Origin of the sequence: Streptomyces sp. NPDC091280 (assembly GCF_044768565.1) — a bacterium.
In the GTDB taxonomy this organism is placed as follows: Bacteria; Actinomycetota; Actinomycetes; order Streptomycetales; family Streptomycetaceae; genus Streptomyces.
In genome coordinates this window covers 472,435-490,217 of sequence record NZ_JBIVUZ010000005.1, presented here as the reverse complement: position 1 = coordinate 490,217, position 17,783 = coordinate 472,435, and the positions used below count along the sequence as shown (strand labels likewise).

Annotated in this window: 33 protein-coding genes; all 33 read left to right on the top strand. The window is 72.1% G+C overall.

The window, feature by feature from the left end:
- The first annotated feature begins 155 nt into the window (after positions 1-155).
- Positions 156-398 (top strand): helix-turn-helix domain-containing protein, encoded by a 243-nt coding sequence (locus ACIQPR_RS18380; protein ID WP_403649096.1) that lies wholly within the window; start codon positions 156-158, stop codon positions 396-398.
- Positions 395-559 carry a hypothetical protein gene (locus tag ACIQPR_RS18375; RefSeq protein WP_403649093.1) on the top strand — a complete coding sequence of 55 codons (165 nt, stop codon included), beginning with the start codon at positions 395-397 and terminating at the stop codon, positions 557-559. The genes ACIQPR_RS18380 and ACIQPR_RS18375 overlap by 4 nt, the downstream gene beginning before the upstream one ends.
- A gap of 89 nt (positions 560-648) precedes the next feature.
- The gene (locus tag ACIQPR_RS18370) at positions 649-1,629 is read left to right on the top strand and encodes a hypothetical protein (RefSeq protein ID WP_403649090.1); all 981 of its coding nucleotides are present in this window, start codon (positions 649-651) and stop codon (positions 1,627-1,629) included.
- Positions 1,626-2,291 carry a hypothetical protein gene (locus ACIQPR_RS18365; protein WP_403649087.1) on the top strand — a complete coding sequence of 222 codons (666 nt, stop codon included), beginning with the start codon at positions 1,626-1,628 and terminating at the stop codon, positions 2,289-2,291. The genes ACIQPR_RS18370 and ACIQPR_RS18365 overlap by 4 nt, the downstream gene beginning before the upstream one ends.
- On the top strand, positions 2,288-2,812 hold the full coding sequence (locus ACIQPR_RS18360) for a hypothetical protein (RefSeq protein WP_403649084.1): 525 nt from the start codon (positions 2,288-2,290) through the stop codon (positions 2,810-2,812). The genes ACIQPR_RS18365 and ACIQPR_RS18360 overlap by 4 nt, the downstream gene beginning before the upstream one ends.
- Complete coding sequence (locus ACIQPR_RS18355) at positions 2,809-3,048, top strand: hypothetical protein (protein WP_403649081.1); 240 nt, start codon at positions 2,809-2,811, stop codon at positions 3,046-3,048. Before ACIQPR_RS18360 ends, ACIQPR_RS18355 begins: the two co-directional genes overlap by 4 nt.
- Positions 3,048-3,257, top strand: a complete 210-nt coding sequence (locus tag ACIQPR_RS18350) for a hypothetical protein (RefSeq protein ID WP_403649078.1) — start codon at positions 3,048-3,050, stop codon at positions 3,255-3,257. The genes ACIQPR_RS18355 and ACIQPR_RS18350 overlap by 1 nt, the downstream gene beginning before the upstream one ends.
- 67 nt (positions 3,258-3,324) lie before the next feature.
- Entirely contained in the window at positions 3,325-3,918 is a 594-nt protein-coding gene (locus ACIQPR_RS18345; RefSeq protein WP_403649075.1) for a hypothetical protein, read from the top strand.
- Positions 3,915-4,187, top strand: coding sequence for a hypothetical protein (locus ACIQPR_RS18340; protein ID WP_403649072.1), 273 nt, complete (start codon positions 3,915-3,917; stop codon positions 4,185-4,187). The genes ACIQPR_RS18345 and ACIQPR_RS18340 overlap by 4 nt, the downstream gene beginning before the upstream one ends.
- Complete coding sequence (locus tag ACIQPR_RS18335) at positions 4,184-4,711, top strand: helix-turn-helix domain-containing protein (protein WP_403649069.1); 528 nt, start codon at positions 4,184-4,186, stop codon at positions 4,709-4,711. The genes ACIQPR_RS18340 and ACIQPR_RS18335 overlap by 4 nt, the downstream gene beginning before the upstream one ends.
- Positions 4,712-4,926: 215 nt before the next feature.
- Positions 4,927-5,142 (top strand): hypothetical protein, encoded by a 216-nt coding sequence (locus ACIQPR_RS18330; RefSeq protein ID WP_403649066.1) that lies wholly within the window; start codon positions 4,927-4,929, stop codon positions 5,140-5,142.
- A 13-nt stretch (positions 5,143-5,155) separates the two neighbouring features.
- Positions 5,156-5,599 (top strand): hypothetical protein, encoded by a 444-nt coding sequence (locus tag ACIQPR_RS18325; protein WP_403649064.1) that lies wholly within the window; start codon positions 5,156-5,158, stop codon positions 5,597-5,599.
- A complete protein-coding gene (locus ACIQPR_RS18320) occupies positions 5,589-5,831 on the top strand; it encodes a hypothetical protein (RefSeq protein ID WP_403649061.1) in 243 nt (80 codons plus the stop codon). Before ACIQPR_RS18325 ends, ACIQPR_RS18320 begins: the two co-directional genes overlap by 11 nt.
- A 6-nt stretch (positions 5,832-5,837) precedes the next feature.
- Entirely contained in the window at positions 5,838-7,211 is a 1,374-nt protein-coding gene (locus ACIQPR_RS18315; protein WP_403649058.1) for a hypothetical protein, read from the top strand.
- Between the two features lie 23 nt (positions 7,212-7,234).
- Positions 7,235-7,597, top strand: a complete 363-nt coding sequence (locus ACIQPR_RS18310; RefSeq protein WP_403649055.1) for a hypothetical protein — start codon at positions 7,235-7,237, stop codon at positions 7,595-7,597.
- A 56-nt stretch (positions 7,598-7,653) separates the two neighbouring features.
- Positions 7,654-8,028 carry a hypothetical protein gene (locus ACIQPR_RS18305; RefSeq protein ID WP_403649052.1) on the top strand — a complete coding sequence of 125 codons (375 nt, stop codon included), beginning with the start codon at positions 7,654-7,656 and terminating at the stop codon, positions 8,026-8,028.
- Entirely contained in the window at positions 8,025-8,204 is a 180-nt protein-coding gene (locus ACIQPR_RS18300; RefSeq protein WP_403649049.1) for a hypothetical protein, read from the top strand. Before ACIQPR_RS18305 ends, ACIQPR_RS18300 begins: the two co-directional genes overlap by 4 nt.
- Entirely contained in the window at positions 8,201-8,698 is a 498-nt protein-coding gene (locus ACIQPR_RS18295) for a hypothetical protein (RefSeq protein WP_403649046.1), read from the top strand. Before ACIQPR_RS18300 ends, ACIQPR_RS18295 begins: the two co-directional genes overlap by 4 nt.
- Before the next feature lie 118 nt (positions 8,699-8,816).
- Complete coding sequence (locus ACIQPR_RS18290) at positions 8,817-9,047, top strand: hypothetical protein (protein WP_403649043.1); 231 nt, start codon at positions 8,817-8,819, stop codon at positions 9,045-9,047.
- Positions 9,044-9,355, top strand: coding sequence for a hypothetical protein (locus tag ACIQPR_RS18285; RefSeq protein ID WP_403649040.1), 312 nt, complete (start codon positions 9,044-9,046; stop codon positions 9,353-9,355). The genes ACIQPR_RS18290 and ACIQPR_RS18285 overlap by 4 nt, the downstream gene beginning before the upstream one ends.
- Positions 9,352-10,458, top strand: a complete 1,107-nt coding sequence (locus ACIQPR_RS18280) for a hypothetical protein (protein WP_403649037.1) — start codon at positions 9,352-9,354, stop codon at positions 10,456-10,458. Before ACIQPR_RS18285 ends, ACIQPR_RS18280 begins: the two co-directional genes overlap by 4 nt.
- Before the next feature lie 13 nt (positions 10,459-10,471).
- Entirely contained in the window at positions 10,472-10,963 is a 492-nt protein-coding gene (locus ACIQPR_RS18275) for a hypothetical protein (protein ID WP_403649034.1), read from the top strand.
- 222 nt (positions 10,964-11,185) lie between these two features.
- Entirely contained in the window at positions 11,186-11,422 is a 237-nt protein-coding gene (locus ACIQPR_RS18270; protein WP_403649031.1) for a MerR family transcriptional regulator, read from the top strand.
- A 172-nt stretch (positions 11,423-11,594) separates the two neighbouring features.
- Positions 11,595-11,849 (top strand): hypothetical protein, encoded by a 255-nt coding sequence (locus ACIQPR_RS18265; protein WP_403649028.1) that lies wholly within the window; start codon positions 11,595-11,597, stop codon positions 11,847-11,849.
- Positions 11,850-11,864: 15 nt separating this feature from the next.
- A complete protein-coding gene (locus tag ACIQPR_RS18260) occupies positions 11,865-12,149 on the top strand; it encodes an HNH endonuclease (protein WP_403649025.1) in 285 nt (94 codons plus the stop codon).
- 2 nt (positions 12,150-12,151) lie between these two features.
- On the top strand, positions 12,152-12,379 hold the full coding sequence (locus ACIQPR_RS18255) for a hypothetical protein (RefSeq protein ID WP_403649022.1): 228 nt from the start codon (positions 12,152-12,154) through the stop codon (positions 12,377-12,379).
- A gap of 2 nt (positions 12,380-12,381) precedes the next feature.
- A complete protein-coding gene (locus ACIQPR_RS18250; RefSeq protein WP_403649019.1) occupies positions 12,382-12,753 on the top strand; it encodes a hypothetical protein in 372 nt (123 codons plus the stop codon).
- A gap of 23 nt (positions 12,754-12,776) precedes the next feature.
- A complete protein-coding gene (locus tag ACIQPR_RS18245; protein ID WP_403649016.1) occupies positions 12,777-13,217 on the top strand; it encodes an AAA family ATPase in 441 nt (146 codons plus the stop codon).
- A 293-nt stretch (positions 13,218-13,510) separates the two neighbouring features.
- Positions 13,511-13,816 (top strand): hypothetical protein, encoded by a 306-nt coding sequence (locus ACIQPR_RS18240; RefSeq protein ID WP_403649013.1) that lies wholly within the window; start codon positions 13,511-13,513, stop codon positions 13,814-13,816.
- The gene (locus ACIQPR_RS18235) at positions 13,813-15,369 is read left to right on the top strand and encodes a terminase (protein WP_403649010.1); all 1,557 of its coding nucleotides are present in this window, start codon (positions 13,813-13,815) and stop codon (positions 15,367-15,369) included. The genes ACIQPR_RS18240 and ACIQPR_RS18235 overlap by 4 nt, the downstream gene beginning before the upstream one ends.
- Positions 15,363-15,566: a hypothetical protein gene (locus tag ACIQPR_RS18230; protein WP_403649008.1), complete on the top strand. Its 204-nt coding sequence runs from the start codon at positions 15,363-15,365 to the stop codon at positions 15,564-15,566. Before ACIQPR_RS18235 ends, ACIQPR_RS18230 begins: the two co-directional genes overlap by 7 nt.
- Positions 15,563-16,975 (top strand): phage portal protein, encoded by a 1,413-nt coding sequence (locus ACIQPR_RS18225; RefSeq protein ID WP_403649005.1) that lies wholly within the window; start codon positions 15,563-15,565, stop codon positions 16,973-16,975. The genes ACIQPR_RS18230 and ACIQPR_RS18225 overlap by 4 nt, the downstream gene beginning before the upstream one ends.
- Positions 16,947-17,732, top strand: coding sequence for an HK97 family phage prohead protease (locus tag ACIQPR_RS18220; RefSeq protein WP_403649001.1), 786 nt, complete (start codon positions 16,947-16,949; stop codon positions 17,730-17,732). Before ACIQPR_RS18225 ends, ACIQPR_RS18220 begins: the two co-directional genes overlap by 29 nt.
- Positions 17,733-17,783: the final 51 nt, after the last annotated feature.

Genomic DNA, 17,783 nt, shown 5'->3' with positions numbered 1-17,783 from the left:
GACTTCAGCAAACTTCAGCTAACTGTACTTGGGCTAGCGCCCCGTTGTGGCGCGAGCGTGCATGCACGTCACTGGCGGCATTGAAGCTTCCCACTCGGCATTGAAGCTTCACTCGTCTACTTGAAGTTTTCTGAAGTCTTCAGTACGTTTCAGCCATGAGCACCGCAGGACACAACCAAGACCCGGCGCGAGTGCGCCGTCGACGCGTGGAAGCGGGCCTCTCTCAGGTATCCCTCGCTCGCCGCGTGGGCGTCACCAAGGGGCATCTGTCGCTGGTTGAGAGCGGCGGCCGTGGCGCCTCTCCGGAGTTGCTCGGCCGCCTTGCGAACGCACTGAGCTGTGAGATCGCCGACCTGATGCCGCCTCTCGAACGAGAGATGGCCGGGAGTACGGCGTGATCCGCCCGGAGTGGCAGGAACGCATCCGGCGCATGGTCGACGACTGGCCGCCCGTCACGCCTGAGACCTACGCGCAGCTCGCGTTGCTGCTGGCCCCGGAATCGGGGCCAGCCTCCTCGCCCTCCGAACGCCAGCAGCAGGGCCGCCCGATGGCCGCCTGACCACATGAGAACGGGGCCGCCCCGGGCTGGACCCCGGCACGACCCCTCGGCACACCCACCCCCGCACCTACTGAAGGAGTGGATCACCCGTGACCGCATCATCCCAGACCCCGGGGCCTATGCCCCCTGAGTCCCCGCCCGCCGCGACACGGGAGCAGGCCGCCGCGGTGTTCGCCGCGTACGGCGCCGTGTTGCCCGTACCGGTCGGCCCCTCGTACGTCGATCCGGTCGGCGCTGCGGCGGGCGTCATCGCTGCGGCGATGGCCGGCGGTGCGGCGACCGCGAAGGAGCTGGCGCAGGCCGAGGCCGACGCCGGTCTGTTGTTCGACCCGCAGCGGGCCCGCGACATCGCGACTGCCTCCGCCGAGCAGGCCCATGCCGAGGACGCGGCGGAGATGGCCGAGCGTGGCCGTCAGCTCGCCCGCATGGCGGGCGCGCAGCGTCAGGTCGAGGCCGTGGGCCGTCTGATCGAGGGCCGCCCCGGCTGGCACCATGTGCCGGTCGCGGAGGTCGCGGCGGCCGTCGAGTTCGCCAAGACCGCGTACGACGGCAGCCCGCCGATGACGCTGACGTGGACGGGTCGCGCGCAGGTGCCCGAGGCGGGGTCCGCCCGCACGGATGCCGTCGTCGAGTGCGTCTCCTCCTACGGTGGCCGCGCCGACCTCGTCGTCGACGGCGAGCAGCGCGCGGCCCTCGCGAGCCTGGTCGACTCCGTGATCCGTGACATCCGCGCGAAGTGCCCCACCCCGAACTGCGGCACCGATCACGACCTCGACCCCGGCGACCTGTTCGGCTGGTCCCGTCTGGAGATCGCCAGTCTCGGCGACGGCCCGCGCTGGTACTGCTGCGACGTGTGCGTGGTCGACGCCCTCGCCCGCGCCGGCCACGAGATCGCGGCCGAGGACCGTGCCGCCGCTGGTGACCCCGGCGAGCAGGTGTACGACGAGGCCTCCTACCTCGACGCGCAGTACGGCCCGGGCGCGTCCGACGAGTACATGGTGCAGGTGGCCGAGGCGACCGAGGCCGGGTTCGCGGACGAGCGCGGCGAGGCCACGGGGGGTGCGGTGTGACGTCGGCACTCGACTCCTACCTGGGTTGGGAGAAGCCCGAGCACCTGCGCGACTGCAAGAGGCCCGCGTGGGACGTCTCCTTCCGCACCGAGGAGAAGGCGTACCGGCACGTCGGCTACGGCGAGGAGCGGCCGAAGCACGAGTGCGCGGACAAGGAGTACTGCGGACACGGCAACAGCTTCGACAAGTCCGTGGTGCGGATCGTGTGCCGTTCGTGCGGCGTGGCCCGGGTGATCACCGGTGAGCAGACCGAGGACACCGGTGAGTCGGTGACGTCCACAAAGTGGCTCGGGTACGGGTTGGCGCCCCGTCAGGCGGCCGGTCTGCTGCTCTGGCCCGGCACTCCCTGGCTCGATCTCGGCCGCTTCCGGGAGGCCGAGCCGCACGACTTCGTCGTCACCCGTCTGAAGGTGAAGGAGATCACGGAGGCCACGGTGGTCGGGCAGATCAGCCAGAGCCGCGGTGACCGTGGCGGTGTGGTGTGGACGGCGCTCGCCGTGCCGGGCCCCGACGGTCAGTTCGGCTACGTGCAGCGCATCCGCTTCGAGCACGCGAACGACGGCCGAGGCCGTGGCGGCCGTCCGCTGCGCACGGTGAACGCTGCCGCGCGGTGGATCGGTGAGCGCCTGGCCGAGCAGCCGGTAAAGCGGGGTGTGGCGTGAGCGCCATCGAGGAGACCCGTAGGCCCGCGGTGGCCGGGAAGGACACCAGCGTCGGCGCCCAGCCGTCTGCCGGCGAGTCCACCCGGGCGCTTCCGGGCGTGCCGCAGCTCCCGTACGCGGATGCCGTGCACGCCGAACTCCTCGCGGTGTGCATGCCTCCGGCCGCCGTCGAGACCGGTGTCCGCGACGGCCGGAGCGGCGCCCCGGAGTTGTTCCTGCGGGCGGTGTGGCCGGCCGGCACGGCGCTCCTGGACGAGGCCGTGCGCGACCGTGGGCTGACGCTCGCGTGGTCGCACGTGACCGGGTGGAGTGCGCACGACGCCTACGACACCTGCCGCCTGCTGGCCGTCGACGTCCTCGCCGATCCCCGGCTGATCGCGCACGCCGCGCTGCACCTGGCCGAGGAGCCCCTCGACGAGGGCGCGACGTGGTCGCCCCCGCCCGGGCTGGACCGCTGGTCCGAGGCCGTCTATCTCGACATCGCCCTGGCCCAGTACGACGAGCGGGGCGTGATCCGGTGAGCGTCGAGGTCTGGCTGATCCTGGGCGTGCTGGCCGTGTTCGTCCTGTTCGTGGTCGCGGGGTTCATCGAGACGCTCGATGAACGGCGCCCGCCCGTCCGCGTCGTGCAGCCCCCGCGCCAGCCGATGCGTCCGTACCCGGACCTCTCGCCCCGGGCGCCGTGGCATCCCGAGTTCGCCCTCGCCCGGGGCCGTCGTGTCCGTGCGGCCCGCGGCCGTCACCACCTGGAGGACTAGTGCCCCGTACCGGCATCGTCGTGGAAGCCGCGGTCGACGTCCTGGCCGCCGGCCTGTCCGTCGAACTCCGCCTGGAACAGAGCGAGTTGCGGCGCATCGCCGCCCGCCAGGCCGACCAGCTGGTGGCCGCCGGGTTCCGCGTCACCGTGCCGGTCGAGGCCCTCGCCACCGCGCGCCGCCGGCGCGCCAGCTCCGAGACCACCACCTGATCTCCGGGCGGGCGGGACGTGCCCTGACACCCGTCCCGCCCGCCCGGGCCAACCGAAGGACTGCACCATGAACCGGTCTGTCGAGCGACAGATCATCACCGAGGCCCTGGCGAAGATGGGTCCGCACGTCCCGGCCACCCGTATCTGGGGCCGCGCCCCGAGTGCGACCGGGGACATGGGCGCTGAGGGCAACGTCTGGGCAGGCGATGTCCACGACGTCGCCGTGCACATCGCCACCGCCCTTTACGTCCGTCTCGGCGAGCGGCCCCTCAGCCCGCTGGCCGAGGCGGACGAGGCCAAGCGCCGCCGCGACATCGGCGCCGAGGTCGGCGCACTGACGGCCGGCTATGCCCGGCTCACCTCCGCGCCCTGGTACCCCGCGCGCCCTGGCGACCTGGTCCTGATCGCCTACGAGCTGGCTGGGGAGTTCCCCCCGTTCGGGGAGGCGTATGCCGTCGAGGCTGGCCAGCACAAGGGCATGCTGTCGCTGCGTCTGCTCCATGCCTCCGCCAACGGCGGGCAGCCCGTCGAGGGCGTAGCCGGTGTGTTCGCGGTCGAGGACGCCCTGGACCCGCTGTCGGAACCGTGGATGGAGGCCGGCCCGCACCGGCTGACGATCGTCCGCGACGGCCGCCCCGTCCACATCGGCGGTGCGTGGTGAGCGAGGACACCTACGTCGACGAGGCCGTCCTCGGCGTCGACGAGTCGTGCGGCGAGGGCATGTGCCGCTGCTCGTGCGACCGGGGCTGTGCGTGCGGCTGCGAGTGCGCGGGCGATCCGGACGAGTGGCAGCCCGGTGAGTGCGACCACTGCTACGGCGAAACCGTCGACGGACCGCTCGGCCCGATCTACTGCGCCTGCGAGATCGGCCAGGGCGCCGTCGACGGGCACTGCGTGTGCGGACCGCCGACTGGGGTGGTGGCGCAGTGACGCGTACGGATCGGCGCACCCTGGTGCGCCAGTTGCACGACGAGGGCATGAGCCAGCGCGCCATCGCGAAGCGGCTGGGCGTAGGCAAGGACACGGTGCGCCGCGACCTGATGGAGGACGCGCCGGATGCCGCGCCGGGCGATGCGCCACCCGCTGAGCCGGAATCGGCGCACGCGCCGCAGGCCAGCGAGGTTGATGCCGTCGAGGCCGCGCTGCCTGGTGCGCCGGACGATGCGACGGGCGCGAAGGCGGCGCTCCCGCGCCGGTTCCTGGCCGATCCGCTGGCGGGCATCGACGTGCGCCAGGCGCCGGCGCTGCGCCGCGACCTCGCCGTACTGGCGCAGTCCGGCATGTCGCCCGAGGCCCTGGTGCACCTGGCGGTCGTCTGCCTGGCACACCAGTACCGCCAGGAGCTCGCGGCCGGACGGATCGCGCCGGGGCAGCGGTTCGTCGTCCGCTCCGTGGACATGCGCCCGTCCGGCCCGACCCCGCCCCCGGCTGACCGCCCGGCCGAGGGCGCCTGAGACCGGGTCCGGCCGCCTAGCCGCGCGCCCTCCCCTCGGGGCGGCCGGACCCACCCCATACCGAACATCCGTACGAATGAGGTGGTCGCTGTGTACCGCTGGTGGTTCCTGATCTCGCTGGCCCTGCTGCTCGCGGCGGGCTGTAGCCCGGTCTGCGGCGAGGTGCCGGCACCGTCCCCGGCCGCCGCGCCCGCCGCGAGCCGGTAGGTACGGCGGTGGCCGGGTGGGCGCCCGTCGAGCAGTTGTTCGGGCTGCACGTCGACTTCGGCCACTGCACCCGCGACGGCCGCTGGCTGAGGCCCCCGGCCGTCCGCTTCACCTGCCTCTACGGCTGCGACTGGGCGACCTCCGGAGCCTTGCGCGTCGCCCACTTCACCCGCGTCATCACCAGCCACCACGCCCTGCACTGCCCCGGGCCACCCCTCACCTGACCAGGAGACATCCGTGGAACTCGCCAGAAGATCTGTTCCGACCCCGGGCGACCTCATGACCGCGCGCTGTCCGGCCGCCGCCGACCCTGCACCCCCCGCGGACCCCCGGCCGGTGGCGCCGTACGACCGGCACCGCTGGGAGGAGGCCGTCATGTCCGGCGACCTCTACCGTGACGCGCGCCTGCTCGCGCTCGTCCTGGCCCACCACGCCGGCGAGTCCGGCGTGCTGCCCGAGGACGGCATTCAGTACCTCCGTCCTCTGTCCCGTCTGACCGATGTGACGCCGCGCCTGGTGAAGCTGGCGCTGCGCGACCTGCAACGGGGCGGCTACATGTGGCGCCCGCCGCTCGCCCCGGGCGCGCAGACCCAGATAGCGCGGCCGATCACGCTCACCCTGCCGCCCGTGGCCGCCCGTACGGAGCCTCCGCATACCGGCGAGGTGCCAAGTGCCCGGTGAGCAGGACCAGTTATCGCTGCTGCCCGAGGATCCGCCCCGCTGGGGCGGCCCCGCCGCCGTGCACGCCGATCCGATCGTGACGTCCGGCCGCACCGAGTACACGGTGCGCTGCGACGGCACGGGCGGCTGCGGTGCGCTCCACCGCCACACCGGCCCCGGTATCCGCACCGGTCCGTGCGGCGCGACCTACACCGTTCCCGCCGGCGACGCGCTCGCCGGCGACACCAGCTAGGACCCCGTGACCCACCTGCCCGAGCAGCTGCCTGCCGAGCCCCGCCGCACCCGCGGCGGGGCCGGTGGTGCTGCCCGCGGGCAGGACGAGCCGTCCTGGTACCGGCAGAAGGTGAAGGTGCCCAAGCGCGTGTGGGGCAGCGCCAGTTACTCGCCGGGCGCGGTCGCGTATCACGCGCAGGTGACCGCGCTCGGCCAGCGTTCGGACGGCTGCCGCGCCGGCGTGCTCACCCTCGCCGGGTACATGGGCGACTCGAAACGGACGGCCGAGCGGTACCTCGCCGAGCTGTCCGCGCCCGGCCCGGACGGCATCCCGGAGATGACGACCGTCCGCCGTACCGATCGCGCCGGCGACGGCGAGACCGCCGAGCGCCGCACCCGCGCCCTCGACCGTGGCGAGCACTTCGCGTTCGTGTCGGTCCTCGCGGCGAAGGTCATGCGGCACCCGCTGTTCGTCCTGTACGCCGCGCTCGCGTACGCCGTGGCGACCAGGACGCCCGTCACGGCCGCCGAGCTCGGCGCGCTCCTGGACGTCACCGAGCGCTCCGCGCGCCGTATGACGGACGAACTCGAAACGCTCGGGTGGATCACCGTGCACCGGCGCGCCGGGGACCACGGCCGCCACGAGTACGAGGTCCACGATCACCCCTTGCACCTCCTCGTCGACGAGCCCCTGCCACCGGACACAGATGGCGGATCGGGAGCGGACGCGACTGGCGGATCCCTCGCGTCTAAGGAAGACCCAGAACTGACTGACGTGAGAACCACGCAGGTGGGGGGTTCTTTCCGCCGTAGGCGAGATGACCGTAAGTGGGTCGGCCCCTCTGTGGATACCGCCGGTAACGCGGCGAGTGTCCCGGCCGCCCTCCGGGGCCGTGTGCGCCCCTCTGCGCGCCCCGCGTACGCCGGACCCGAGCTGACCCTCTCCCCGCGCGTCTGGGCCGCCCTGGAGCCCGTCGCGGATCTCCTGCCCGGCGTCACACCCTTCGCTCAGCGGCGCATCGCCCGCGAGATCGGCGCCCAGCTCGACTCCGGGATCTGGCCCGAGGCGATCCGCGACCAGATCACCCGCCTGCGCGCCTGGACCCCCGCCGAGGACATCCGCGACCCCGGCCGCTGGCTCCTCGGCGCCGTCCTGCCCGTCCGCACCAAGTGCGGCATGACCAGCTGCCACTTCGGGTTCGTCGCCCACACCGGTGCACCGTGCAAGGCCTGCGCTGAACTCCGGACCGGCCAGACGGTACCGCGGCCCGCGCGACCCCCTCGATCCGCGCACCCGCCCCATATCGGCCGCCCCTGGCACGAGTGCACCCGATGCCAACGCCCCGCCCGCATCCCCCTGCCAGCCGGCCTCTGCGCCGCCTGCCGACCCACCGCCTGACCAGGAAGGACACCCCAACTGCCATGTACCCGAGCCCCACCCCACGCCGGACCACCACCGGCTACGGCACCTGCGACGACTGCGGCCGACGCGTCCTCTACGCCCTCACCACCAAGCACCGGCGGATCATCCCGATCGACCCGCCCGAGGACCCCACCGGCAACCAAGCCGTCTCGGTGAAGGACACCGACTACTGGACGCGGCAGCTCAGCAACGACCGCCCCGTCGCCGAGGACCGCGAGGTCCTGCGACAGCCCCACTTCGCCAGCTGCCCCGTCGCCCTCGCCCGCAGGCAGGCCGCCGCCCGCGCCCAGGCCGCAGCAGCACGACGCACCGCCGCCCGCGCACGCACCGGCGTGCGACCCGCACCCTGGCGGCCCCGGTGACCCACACGCGAACCGATCGCACGTTCGAATCCATCCCCCGACACCGGAGCCACCCCATGAGCCACCACTCGCCCCAGCCCGTCACACCCCAGGACGCGATAGCCGCCGCCCTCGACAACTACTGGATCACCAGCGACCCCGGCGGCCCCTTCCACACCACCCAGGCCGCCGAGCACATCGAGGCCAGCCTCACCGGATACGGCTACGCCGTCACCACCCTCGCCGCAGCCGCCGCCCGCCGCTGCACCTGCCCGCCCCCCAGCCGCGGATCCATCGCCTTCACCGCCCTGCTCGCCCTCGTCTGCCTCCTCGCCTGCCTCGCCTGTCTCCTCAACGGCGAACCGGGCTGGGCCGTGAGCGCCCTCATCGGCGCCGGCGCCCTCGCCCACGAGACCGCCACCAACCTCCGCACCCGCCGGAACACCAGATGAGCACCGGCACCCTCCTGGTCGAGGCCCTCACCACCCTCGCCGTCCTCGTCCACGCCTACTACGGCTGGGCCCTCGCCATCATCGCCACCCTCACCGTGCTGCTCCTCGCCCTCGTCGGCGCCCTCAACACCCTCTACGACCACCTCACGCGCGCACGCAAGGACACAAGGCCATGATCATCACCGAGCACGCCGGCCCCTACGGCACCGCCCACCGCGTCCCGGAGTCGAACTACCGCGCGGTCACACCGGCCGGCCTCGACAGCTGGATCATCACCGCCCCCTGCTGGCACCCCGCCTGGACGCAGTACGCCCTGGCCCTCGTCTCCCTCGCCCACATCCCCGACGTCCCCCCGGCCAACCTGCACCGGCCCGGCATGACCCACGAGATCAACCTCGTCGCCCTCAACCCGGAGTACGGCCCGTACGACGCCCGCACCCTCAGCCCCGGCCGGCTCCGCTACCTCCTGCCCGTCAACGTGGCCGAGCAGTTCACCACCACCGACGAGCGGGCCCGCGACCTCACCCAGATCTGCGCCCGCGCCGTCGTCGACGGCCGCCTCTGCCCCGAGACCGACAACGCCCGTGACCGCATCCGCGCCTACTGGCGCCAGACCATCCGCAACACCCTCAACCACGACCGCGACCCCCACCACGGCCACCTCACCTGACCCCACGCCTCGCGCGCGCACGCGCCTGCGTTCCGCGCGCGCGAACGCAGGCGCGCGAGACCACCGGTATTACTATCCAGTAGCCATGGCCGGGCGCTCCCGGCCGGAAAGAACGATCATGAGCAGCCGATCCAACGGCGCCGACCCGGCAGGAAACCTCGTCTGCCCCTCCTGCGCCCTGCCGCGCGAGGTCGGCCATTACCTCTGCCTGGCCTGCTGGAGAGCACTTCCCGCCCGCGCCCAGGCCTCACTGAAGCGCCGCGACCGCCTCGCCCGCAGCAGGCTCCGCGAACTCCTCGACCAGCTCCACGACGGCACACCCCTCGACCGGATCGAGGTCGCCCCATGATCAAGGTCCGCGTACGCGACCGCGCCGGCGACCCGCTCGTCCTCCTCGGCCTCACCCGCGAGAACACCACCCGGCTCCTGGCCGACGAACCGATCCTCGTCGACCTCGCCGAACTCGGCCTCCCACCCCTGCGCATCGCCCTCGTCGGCGGACACGACGAGCAGCACGTCGCCCAGCAGCTGGAACGGTACTGCGGGCCGCTGCCGTTCATCTGCCCCCGCTGCACCCGCACCTCCCACCACCCCGACGACAAGCGCTACGGCTACTGCGGCGCCTGCCACGCGTACACCGGAGCACCCACCCTGTGAGCAGCTGCCCCCTCTGCCCCCGCACCGCCCCGGACGGACAGCACCTGTGCCTCGTCCACTCCGGTGAACTCCGCGGTTGGCTCGCCGAGATCCCGCAACAGGCGCGCCTCCTGGAGGAATTCGTGGCCGCCGCCGGACGGCCCGCCGAGGGCCGCCTCGGCGGTACCGGCCGCGCGCACGCCCCGCTGCCCGTCGACCTCCGCGTCCTGGTCCTCCTCGGCCCCGGCCACCCCGTACCGGGCGGCCCCGTCGACGACGACGAGGACACCACCGTGCCCATCCGCGTGCTGCTAGGCAGCTGGGCCGGACACATCGCCTACGGTTACCCGTCCGCCGGACGCGACGCGTACGGCACCGCCCGCACCCAGCCCTGCGACCAGGCCTGGCCCACCTACGGCGAGACCGTCCCCGGCTGGTGCCGCTGGCTCCTCGCCTACCTGCCGTTCACCCTCACGCTCCCCGTGGCCGGCGAGTACCACCGCCAGGTCGGCGACCTCGTCCGCCGCCTGCGCAACCTCACCCACACCACCCCGCAGCAGCACCCCCGCGCCGCACCCTGCCCCGCCTGCGACCTCTGCACCCTCGTCCGCACAGACGGCCGCTGGGACATCCACTGCCTCAACTGCGGCCACAAGCTCACCCCCGACCAGTACGACGAACACGCCGCGCGCTACCTCGCCCTGCGGCAGGCTGAACAACCGCCCACAACCAAGGAGAGCGACTTGAGCCCCGTGCGCACCTTCGACCTGGCGCCCGTCCTCGCCGTCACACACCACCTCCCCATCGAGGCGCAGGCCTTCCGCGCGATCCTCCGGCACCTGACCGGCCTGGACTTCGACGGACCCCTGGCCGCCGCGATGTACCAGCCGTGCTGCTCGGCCTGGCTCGTCGAACAGCACGAGCAGCTGCGCGCCATCGTCCGCCCCGCCATGGCCGAGGAGGACCACGCCGCACAGGACCGGTGGGTCGCCGACGTCGCCGAATCCCTCGGCACCCGCACCCTCGACATCGCCCCGCTGCCCCCGGAGCGCCTCCAGCCCACCGACGTCTTCGACTACCTCGCCGACGCCGGCGCGCTCCACAAGACGTACGTCATCAGCTGAGAGGAACCCCGACATGCCCGAGCAACTGCCCCACGACCCGTACGCCGACGCCGTCATGGAGGCGCTCGGCGACCGGTACGACCCCGCCGAGTCATGGACCGCCTACGACTCCGACAACGGCGAGGTGATGTTGATGGAGCTGGTCGTCACCCTCGACGCCGACCGGGCCCGCGCCGCGGGCTGGCATCACGGACTGGTCCTGCACTGGAACCAGATCACCGGATGGGAGTGGATGGCCCTCGACCGGGACGGACGCGGCAACAACAGCTCCCCGCTCGCCTCGCCCACCGTCTGCACCCCCGAGACCGTGACCCAGGCCGTCGACCAGGTCCTGGCCCCCGACGGCTGGCGCAGCCTCCCCACCACGGGGCGGCACCGGGACGCCCCCAGCGTGCTCCCCGAGCCCTTCACCCAGCTCCTCGCCGAGGTCGACGAGTACGTGTCGGACCAGGACACGGCCGCCGACATCGCCGACGCCGTACGCGCGCTCGCCTCGTACGCCTGATCGTATGCGTGTTCGAGCTGGACAAGATCGCAACTTAGCGTCACACTCCTGCCAACGGCACACGTGTGCCCACCACGGAATTCACGGACGCGGGAAACCGCCCAGCGCAGGAACAGCCGGACTCGCGCCCCGGCAACCGCGGGCCGAAACCACCCGCCCGCAACCGCAGCCCCGGACCACACAGGCCCGGGGCTGCGGCACACCCAGGCGGGAAGGACGACCGTGCTCTACACCACCACCCAGGCAGCCGACCACGCCACCAAGTGGCGCCGGTTCGGCACCGGCACCCCCGCCACCGTCACCCCGGCCGCCATCCGCAAGTGGGCCTCCCGCGGCCACCTCGACCCCGCCGGACTCGACGACCAAGGCCACCCCCTGTACGCCCTCGTCGACATCGCCCGCGCCGAGAAAGCCACCCGCAAGCGCGCCCTGCGCCTGGTCGGCGTCGGCGCCCACTGACTCCCGCTGCCCGGCGAGGCGGCCGGAACCCCTACGGGCGCGCCAGCGACCGCAGCGTGGGACCGGGGCCGGGCAGCGGGACCGACGTCACGGAACAGCCACACACGCGCCACGCACCGTGTACGCCACGGCATGATGCCCCTCAGCCGACCGATCGTCCTTGGGGGGACACATGAGCGACTACCGCGCCGTCCAGTCAGCCGTACGCGTCGAGAAGTTCCGTATCTGGTTCGCCTGGGCCACCGGCAACGTGATCATGTTCTTCCTCGCCAGAGGCACCCAGCACGTCCACATCGTCAGCGCCGTCACGCAGGTGCTGTTCGTCGTCGCGTTCCTGCTGCTGACCTTCACCGCCGTACGGATGAGCAACGCCCTCAACCGCAAGGCCACCGCCGCACGCCGCGAGGTCCTCGGCGACGACCTGTAGCCCCAGGAGGCGCCCGTGGCCGGCAACCCCCGCAACGGGCGCCCCTACCGCCGCCTCACCGTCTGGCAGCGCGCCCTGCACCTGCCCTGCTGGTGGTGCGGCAACGAGATCGACTACACCCTCACCGGCTACGCCGCACAGCGCAGCAAGTGGGCCTTCACCCTCGACCACGCCATCCCGCTCACGCGCGGGGGCGACCTCCTCGACCCGGCCAACGCCCGCTCAGCACACCGCAAGTGCAACTCGGCGCGAGGCAACCGCATCGTCCAGGCACAGCCCCGGGCGTCGAGGAGGTGGTGACCATGCCGAGCGACCCCCGCGTGCAGCTGCGCATCCGTACCGGCCCGCGTCCGCCGCGCTGGTACGAGTACAGCCACAACGCCACCGGCCTGGCCTACTGGCTCCGCTTCCTCCTCGGCGAGCCCCGGGAGTTCGCCTACGTCGTGCCCCGCCGGATCGCCTGCCGCCTCTTCCGCCGACACAACGCCACGTGCGTGGGGCGACGAGCACCGCACCCGAGGAGTTGGTGACCATGAGCGACGACGAGCAGAGGTACGAAGCGCAGCGGACTGGACGGTTGCGTGAGGCCCAGGAACGCGCAGTCTTCTGGGCCTGGACGGCGAACGGCGAGTACGTGGAAGCGATCGGGCACGAGGACCGCTCGCGCGCCGCCTACAACCCCGCCATCGCGCGGCAGGGCGACCGCATAGCCCAGGAACGCCGTCTCGCCGACTTCCACGGCGTACGGTCCACCGAGGCCCTCAAGCTGGCTGAGATGTGGGCCCGCGTCGCCCAGGCCCTCGCCACCGGCGAACTGCCCGTGACCGGCATGGTGGAAGTCCCCGACCCTGCCCGGCCCGGAGACAGCGCGGACGTGGTCCCCGCAGGCCGTCCGCACCCGTAGCGGTCAGCGGGAGGTGACACGCCGTGCTGTACGTCATCACCGGGCCACCAGCTGCGGGCAAGAGCACGTGGATCCAGGCGCACGCCCAGGCCGCAGACATCGTCATCGACCTCGACCGCATCACCCAGGCGCTCACCGGCCCGGGCGCCCCGCAGTGGTCGCAGGACCGCGTCCACGTACGTGTTGCCCAGCGGGCCCGGTATGCGGCCATCGACGAGGCGTTGCAGCACGTCGACGACGTCGACGTCTGGTTGATCCACACCATGCCCAGCCCCAAGGCGCGGGCCCGCTACCGGCGCCTGGGCGCTCAGGTCGTCACGGTCGATCCGGGCGAAGACGTCGTGCGCGAGCGTGTCGCGGCCATGCGCTCACCTGCCATGGACGGTGTGGTCACCAAGTGGTATCGGGACTACCGCAAGGGTGGGTCACGCCCCGTCACTGCCCAGGCCTCACGCGAGTGGTGACGCGCCGCGCTCGGCCCGTCGACGAGGCTCGAACGCGCGTTGTCGATCTTCAATTGCGGCTCGCGAGCGGCCCGGCCGGACGCGAGGGGCGGAGAGTGGATCGTAAGTTCGGGAGGCAGCCGGGCGACCCAAAAGCCCTTGTCGCCCGTTTCTCTCCCCGCGGCGATCGATCTTGCACGCGAACTGAGTTCGAGTGAAAAGTGACGCGCTGTCACCCGATCCTCGTGACGCTCGGTAACTGATCATCTGTCACGTTGTGTGACCCTCTGCCTGGTTACGGGGGGTGATGTCCGATGGATGACGCTCCGAAGCGCCGCGTGCTGCGCGCCGGCGCGGTCACCAGGGCGACGCTCGCCGAGCTGTCCGACCTCGGGGTCTCCCCGACCGAGAACGCACAGGCCGCAGTTGCCGCACGCCTCGCGAAGGAACTCGACTCCGCGCCCGACCCCAAGGCCGCAGCCGCCGTGGCCCGCGAGCTGCGCCAGGCCCTGGGCGTCGTACGGGCCGCCGCTCCCCCCAAGGAGCGCGGCGACCGCATCGACCAGCTCACCGAGAAGCGGCAGGCGCGTCTCTCCCGGCTCGCCAAGGGCTCCGGATGATCGGCTGCCAGACACCACGCATCCTGTCCGTCCCGTGGCGGCGGCGCGTCGACACCGGACGGTGGGACGGCACCGAGGACCAAGAGGCACTCGACTTCACGTCGCCCGCCGGCCAGGAGTGCATCGACCTCGCCGAGGACTCGGGCGTCAACCTCGACCCGTGGCAGCGCCTCGCCCTGCACCACTCCCTGGTCGAGGACGACGAGGGCCGCTGGGCCGCGCTGGACGCCGTCCTCAACGTCACCCGCCAGAACGGCAAGGGCGGTTTCCTGGAGATCAGGCAGCTGGGCGAGGTCATCCTGTTCGGCGGGAAGCTCGTCATCCACACCGCCCACCAGTTCAACACCGCGGCCGAGTCCTTCCTGCGGCTCGACCAGATGATCGAGGGCTCCTACGCCCTGTCCCGCCGTGTGAAGAACGTCCGCCGCTCGCACGGCGAAGAGGGGTTCACGTTCTTCAACGGGGCGCGCATCCGCTTCCTGGCTCGCGGCGGTGACAGCGGCCGAGGGTTCTCCGGGGACCTGGTCCTCATGGACGAGTGCATGAAGCTGCGCGCCGCTCCCATCGGCGCCCTCATGCCGGTTCTCTCCGCCCGCCCCAACCCGCAGCTGGTGTACACCGGCAGCGCCGGTCTGGGCGAGGAGAGCGAGCAGCTGGCACTGCTGCGCGCCCGGGCCCTGGCCGGCGGTCAGCCCGACCAGTCGTTGTGCTACATCGAGCACTCGATCGCGCAGCACGCGAAGGAGTGCCCGACCGACGCCGAGGGCCGCATCGTGTGCGACGCCCACGACGACCGCGGTGAGGAACGCTCCTTCGCCCGCGCCAACCCGGCGCTGGGTATCCGGATCAGGACCGCGTACGTGTTGCAGGAGATGCGCAGCATGCGGCCCGACCTGTTCGACCGCGAGCGCCTGGGCGTGGGCGACTACCCAGAGGTCACGGACGAGACCTGGCAGGTCATCCCGAAGGACAAGTGGGAGGCCTGCGAGGACGCCAAGTCGCAGCCCGGGGACCCGGTGGCGTTCGCCATCGACACGAACCCCGAGCGGACCTGGACAGCCATCAGCGTGGTCGGCGCGTCGGGGAACGGACGGCACGCCGAGGTGGTCGCGCACCGGCCCGGTACGGACTGGGTCGTCGACTACGTCATCGAGCGCGACCGGAAGTGGAACCCCTGCGCGTGGGTGATCGACGAGGGCGGCCCGGCCGGCTCGCTGGTGCCGGCGGTGCGCAAGGCCCTGATGTTCGAGGACGACCCCGATCGGCCGGACCGCTCGGAGCGTCTGCACTGCCCCAAGGTCCGCGAAGTGACGCAGGCCTGCGGGATGTTCCACGACCACGTCATGGACACCGCCACCCTCTACCACCTCGGCCAGGCGCCGCTGACGGCCGCGCTGGCGGGCGCCAAGAAGCGCGAGGTCGGCGACGCGTGGGCCTGGGCGCGCAAGTCGGACGGCGTCGACATCAGTCCGCTCGTGTCCGCGACGAACGCGCTGTGGGGGTGGGAGATGTTCCACGACGCCGAGGACGAGGGAGCGCCGAACGTATGGTGAAGATCGCGAAGCTGTCGAAGCCGCAGGTACTGCTGGTGCTGGACGTCGCGTTCGTCGTCCTGTTCCTGGCCGGCGTCGGCATGCTCTACGTGCCCGCCTCGCTGATGCTGGGGGGCGTCCTGGGGGTCGTGGCCGTCGAGCGGGAGACGGCCCGGCAGGCGCCCAGGCAGCCCCGGCGGAAGGGGCGTGAGGAATGAGCCTGTTCGGTCTGTTCGAACAGCGGAGTCTGGAAAGCCCGGCGCTGCCCCTGACCTCTGAGGCGGTGGGCGCCTACCTCGGCGCCGTCGAGAACGAGTCGGGGATGCCGGTCACCGAGAGGTCCTCGCTGCACATGCCAGCGGTGTGGCGCTCGGTCGGCCTGATCTCCTCGGTGTCCGCGAGCCTGCCCCTGCACCCGTACGTCCGCGGTACCCGCGACAGCGTGTCGTCCCCGCTGCTGGACGATCCGCACCCGGACCTGACCCCCCTGGAGCTGTGGCGGCTGCTCTACGTGCACCGCTCGCTCTGGGGCAACGGCTACGGCCAGAAGATCCGCAACCGGGCCGGTGTGATCACCGAGGTCTGGCCGATCATGCCCGACCGCGTCCGGGTGGGGAAGGTGCCGCCGGACGACCTGCTGCCCAGCGGCAAGGTGTTCGAGGTCACCGACGACTGGGGTGTCCAGCACGCGCTGACCTCCCGGGAGATCCTCCACATCCCCGGGCTGGGCTACGACGGCGTCACCGGCTGCTCGCCCGTGCGCCTGGCGGCCGAGGGCATCGGCCTGGCCCAGGCCGCCGAGAAGAGCGCGGCCCGCCTGTACGGCAAGGGCAACGTCATGGCCGGCGTCCTTCAGACCGAGCAGCGGCTCAAGCCCGACCAGGCCGCCGCTCTCAAGGCCCAGTGGCGGGCCAAGATGGGCGGCTGGCGCAACAGCCAGGAGATCGCCGTCCTGGACTCCGGCGCCGAGTTCAAGACCGTCACGATGCCCTACAAGGACGCCCAGTTCCTGGAGTCCCGCGAGTTCCAGATCACCGAGGTCGCCCGCATGTTCGGCGTGCCGCTGTTCCTCCTCATGGAGACGGCGAAGTCCACATCGTGGGGGACCGGGCTGGAGCAGCAGGCGGGCGCCTGGGTCGTGTTCGACCTTGGCCCGACGTGGCTCCAGCCGACCGAGCAGCGCATCACGAAGGAACTGCTGCCGGCGAACCAGTACGCCAAGTACTCGGTGCAGGGGCTGCTGCGCGGTGACAGCTCGGCGAGGGCGACGTTCTACCGGGCGATGCGCGACGTCGGAGCGTACTCCGCGGACGACGTACGCGGGTTCGAGGACATGTCCCCACTGCCGGCGGGCAAGGGCGGAGACGTCTACCTGCAACCCACCTACATGGCGCCCCTCGGCGTCAACCCGCTCGCCCCCGACCCGGTACCGGCGGCCCGGGCCCGGGAGTCGATCACCCTCCTCGGGGGGCACGAGCAGCTGCCCGCGGCCGTGCGGGCGGCGGCGCATCTGGCCGAGGCCCACCGCCTCCTGGCCCTGCCCGTAGCGCCGCTGGAGATCGAACCAGCACCTGAGCCCCAGGAAGGGAGCGAGGACGATGAGGACCCTGACGAGGACGACGACTGAGGAGCGCCGCCGCCTGCCGCTGTCCACGGCAGGCCTCGCCATCCGCGCCGCTGGCGACAACGGCGCCGAGCGGTTCACCGGGTATGCGGCCAAGTTCAACTCCCGGACCAGCATCGGCAATCCGCTGCGCTGGGGCTTCTACGAGGAGATCGCCGAGGGCTGCTTCACCAAGACCCTGGACGAGGGCGACAGCCGGTTCCTGATCGACCACGACACCTACTACGTCGTGTCCAGGGTTTCCGCCGGCACCCTCGACCTGGCCCAGGACGATGTTGGTCTGCCGGTCGACTCGGCCCTCGACCCGGCCCTGTCGTACGTCGGCGACCTCAAGGCCAACGTGAGGAACGGCAACATCACGGGCATGAGCTTCGGCTTCCAGGTCGTCAAGGACGACTGGCAGCTGATCGACGTCGAGACCACGGACGGTGACACCGTCCAGGCCGAGCTGCGGATCCTGCGCGAGGTCAAGCTGTTCGAGGTCTCCGCCGTCACCTTCCCCGCGTACGACGACACGGAGACCGGCCTGCGGGCCGTGGCCACCGCCCTCGTCCGCCGGGGCGACAAGACCGCGATCGAGAAGCGGGCCCAGTACCGGCCCGAGCTACTCGATCTGCTGACGGCGATCGACCGCGAGCCGGGTGAGTCCACTCGCGGCGCCGACACCGACACCGAGCCGGCCGCTGCCACTCGGCTGTCACGCGATTCGGTCGACCGCAGGATGCAGGCCCTGGCGGCGCGTTTCCGCCTGGCCCGCTGACCCACTCACCCCGCCGCCCCCGGACCCCATGGGCCCCGGGGGCGTTCGGCA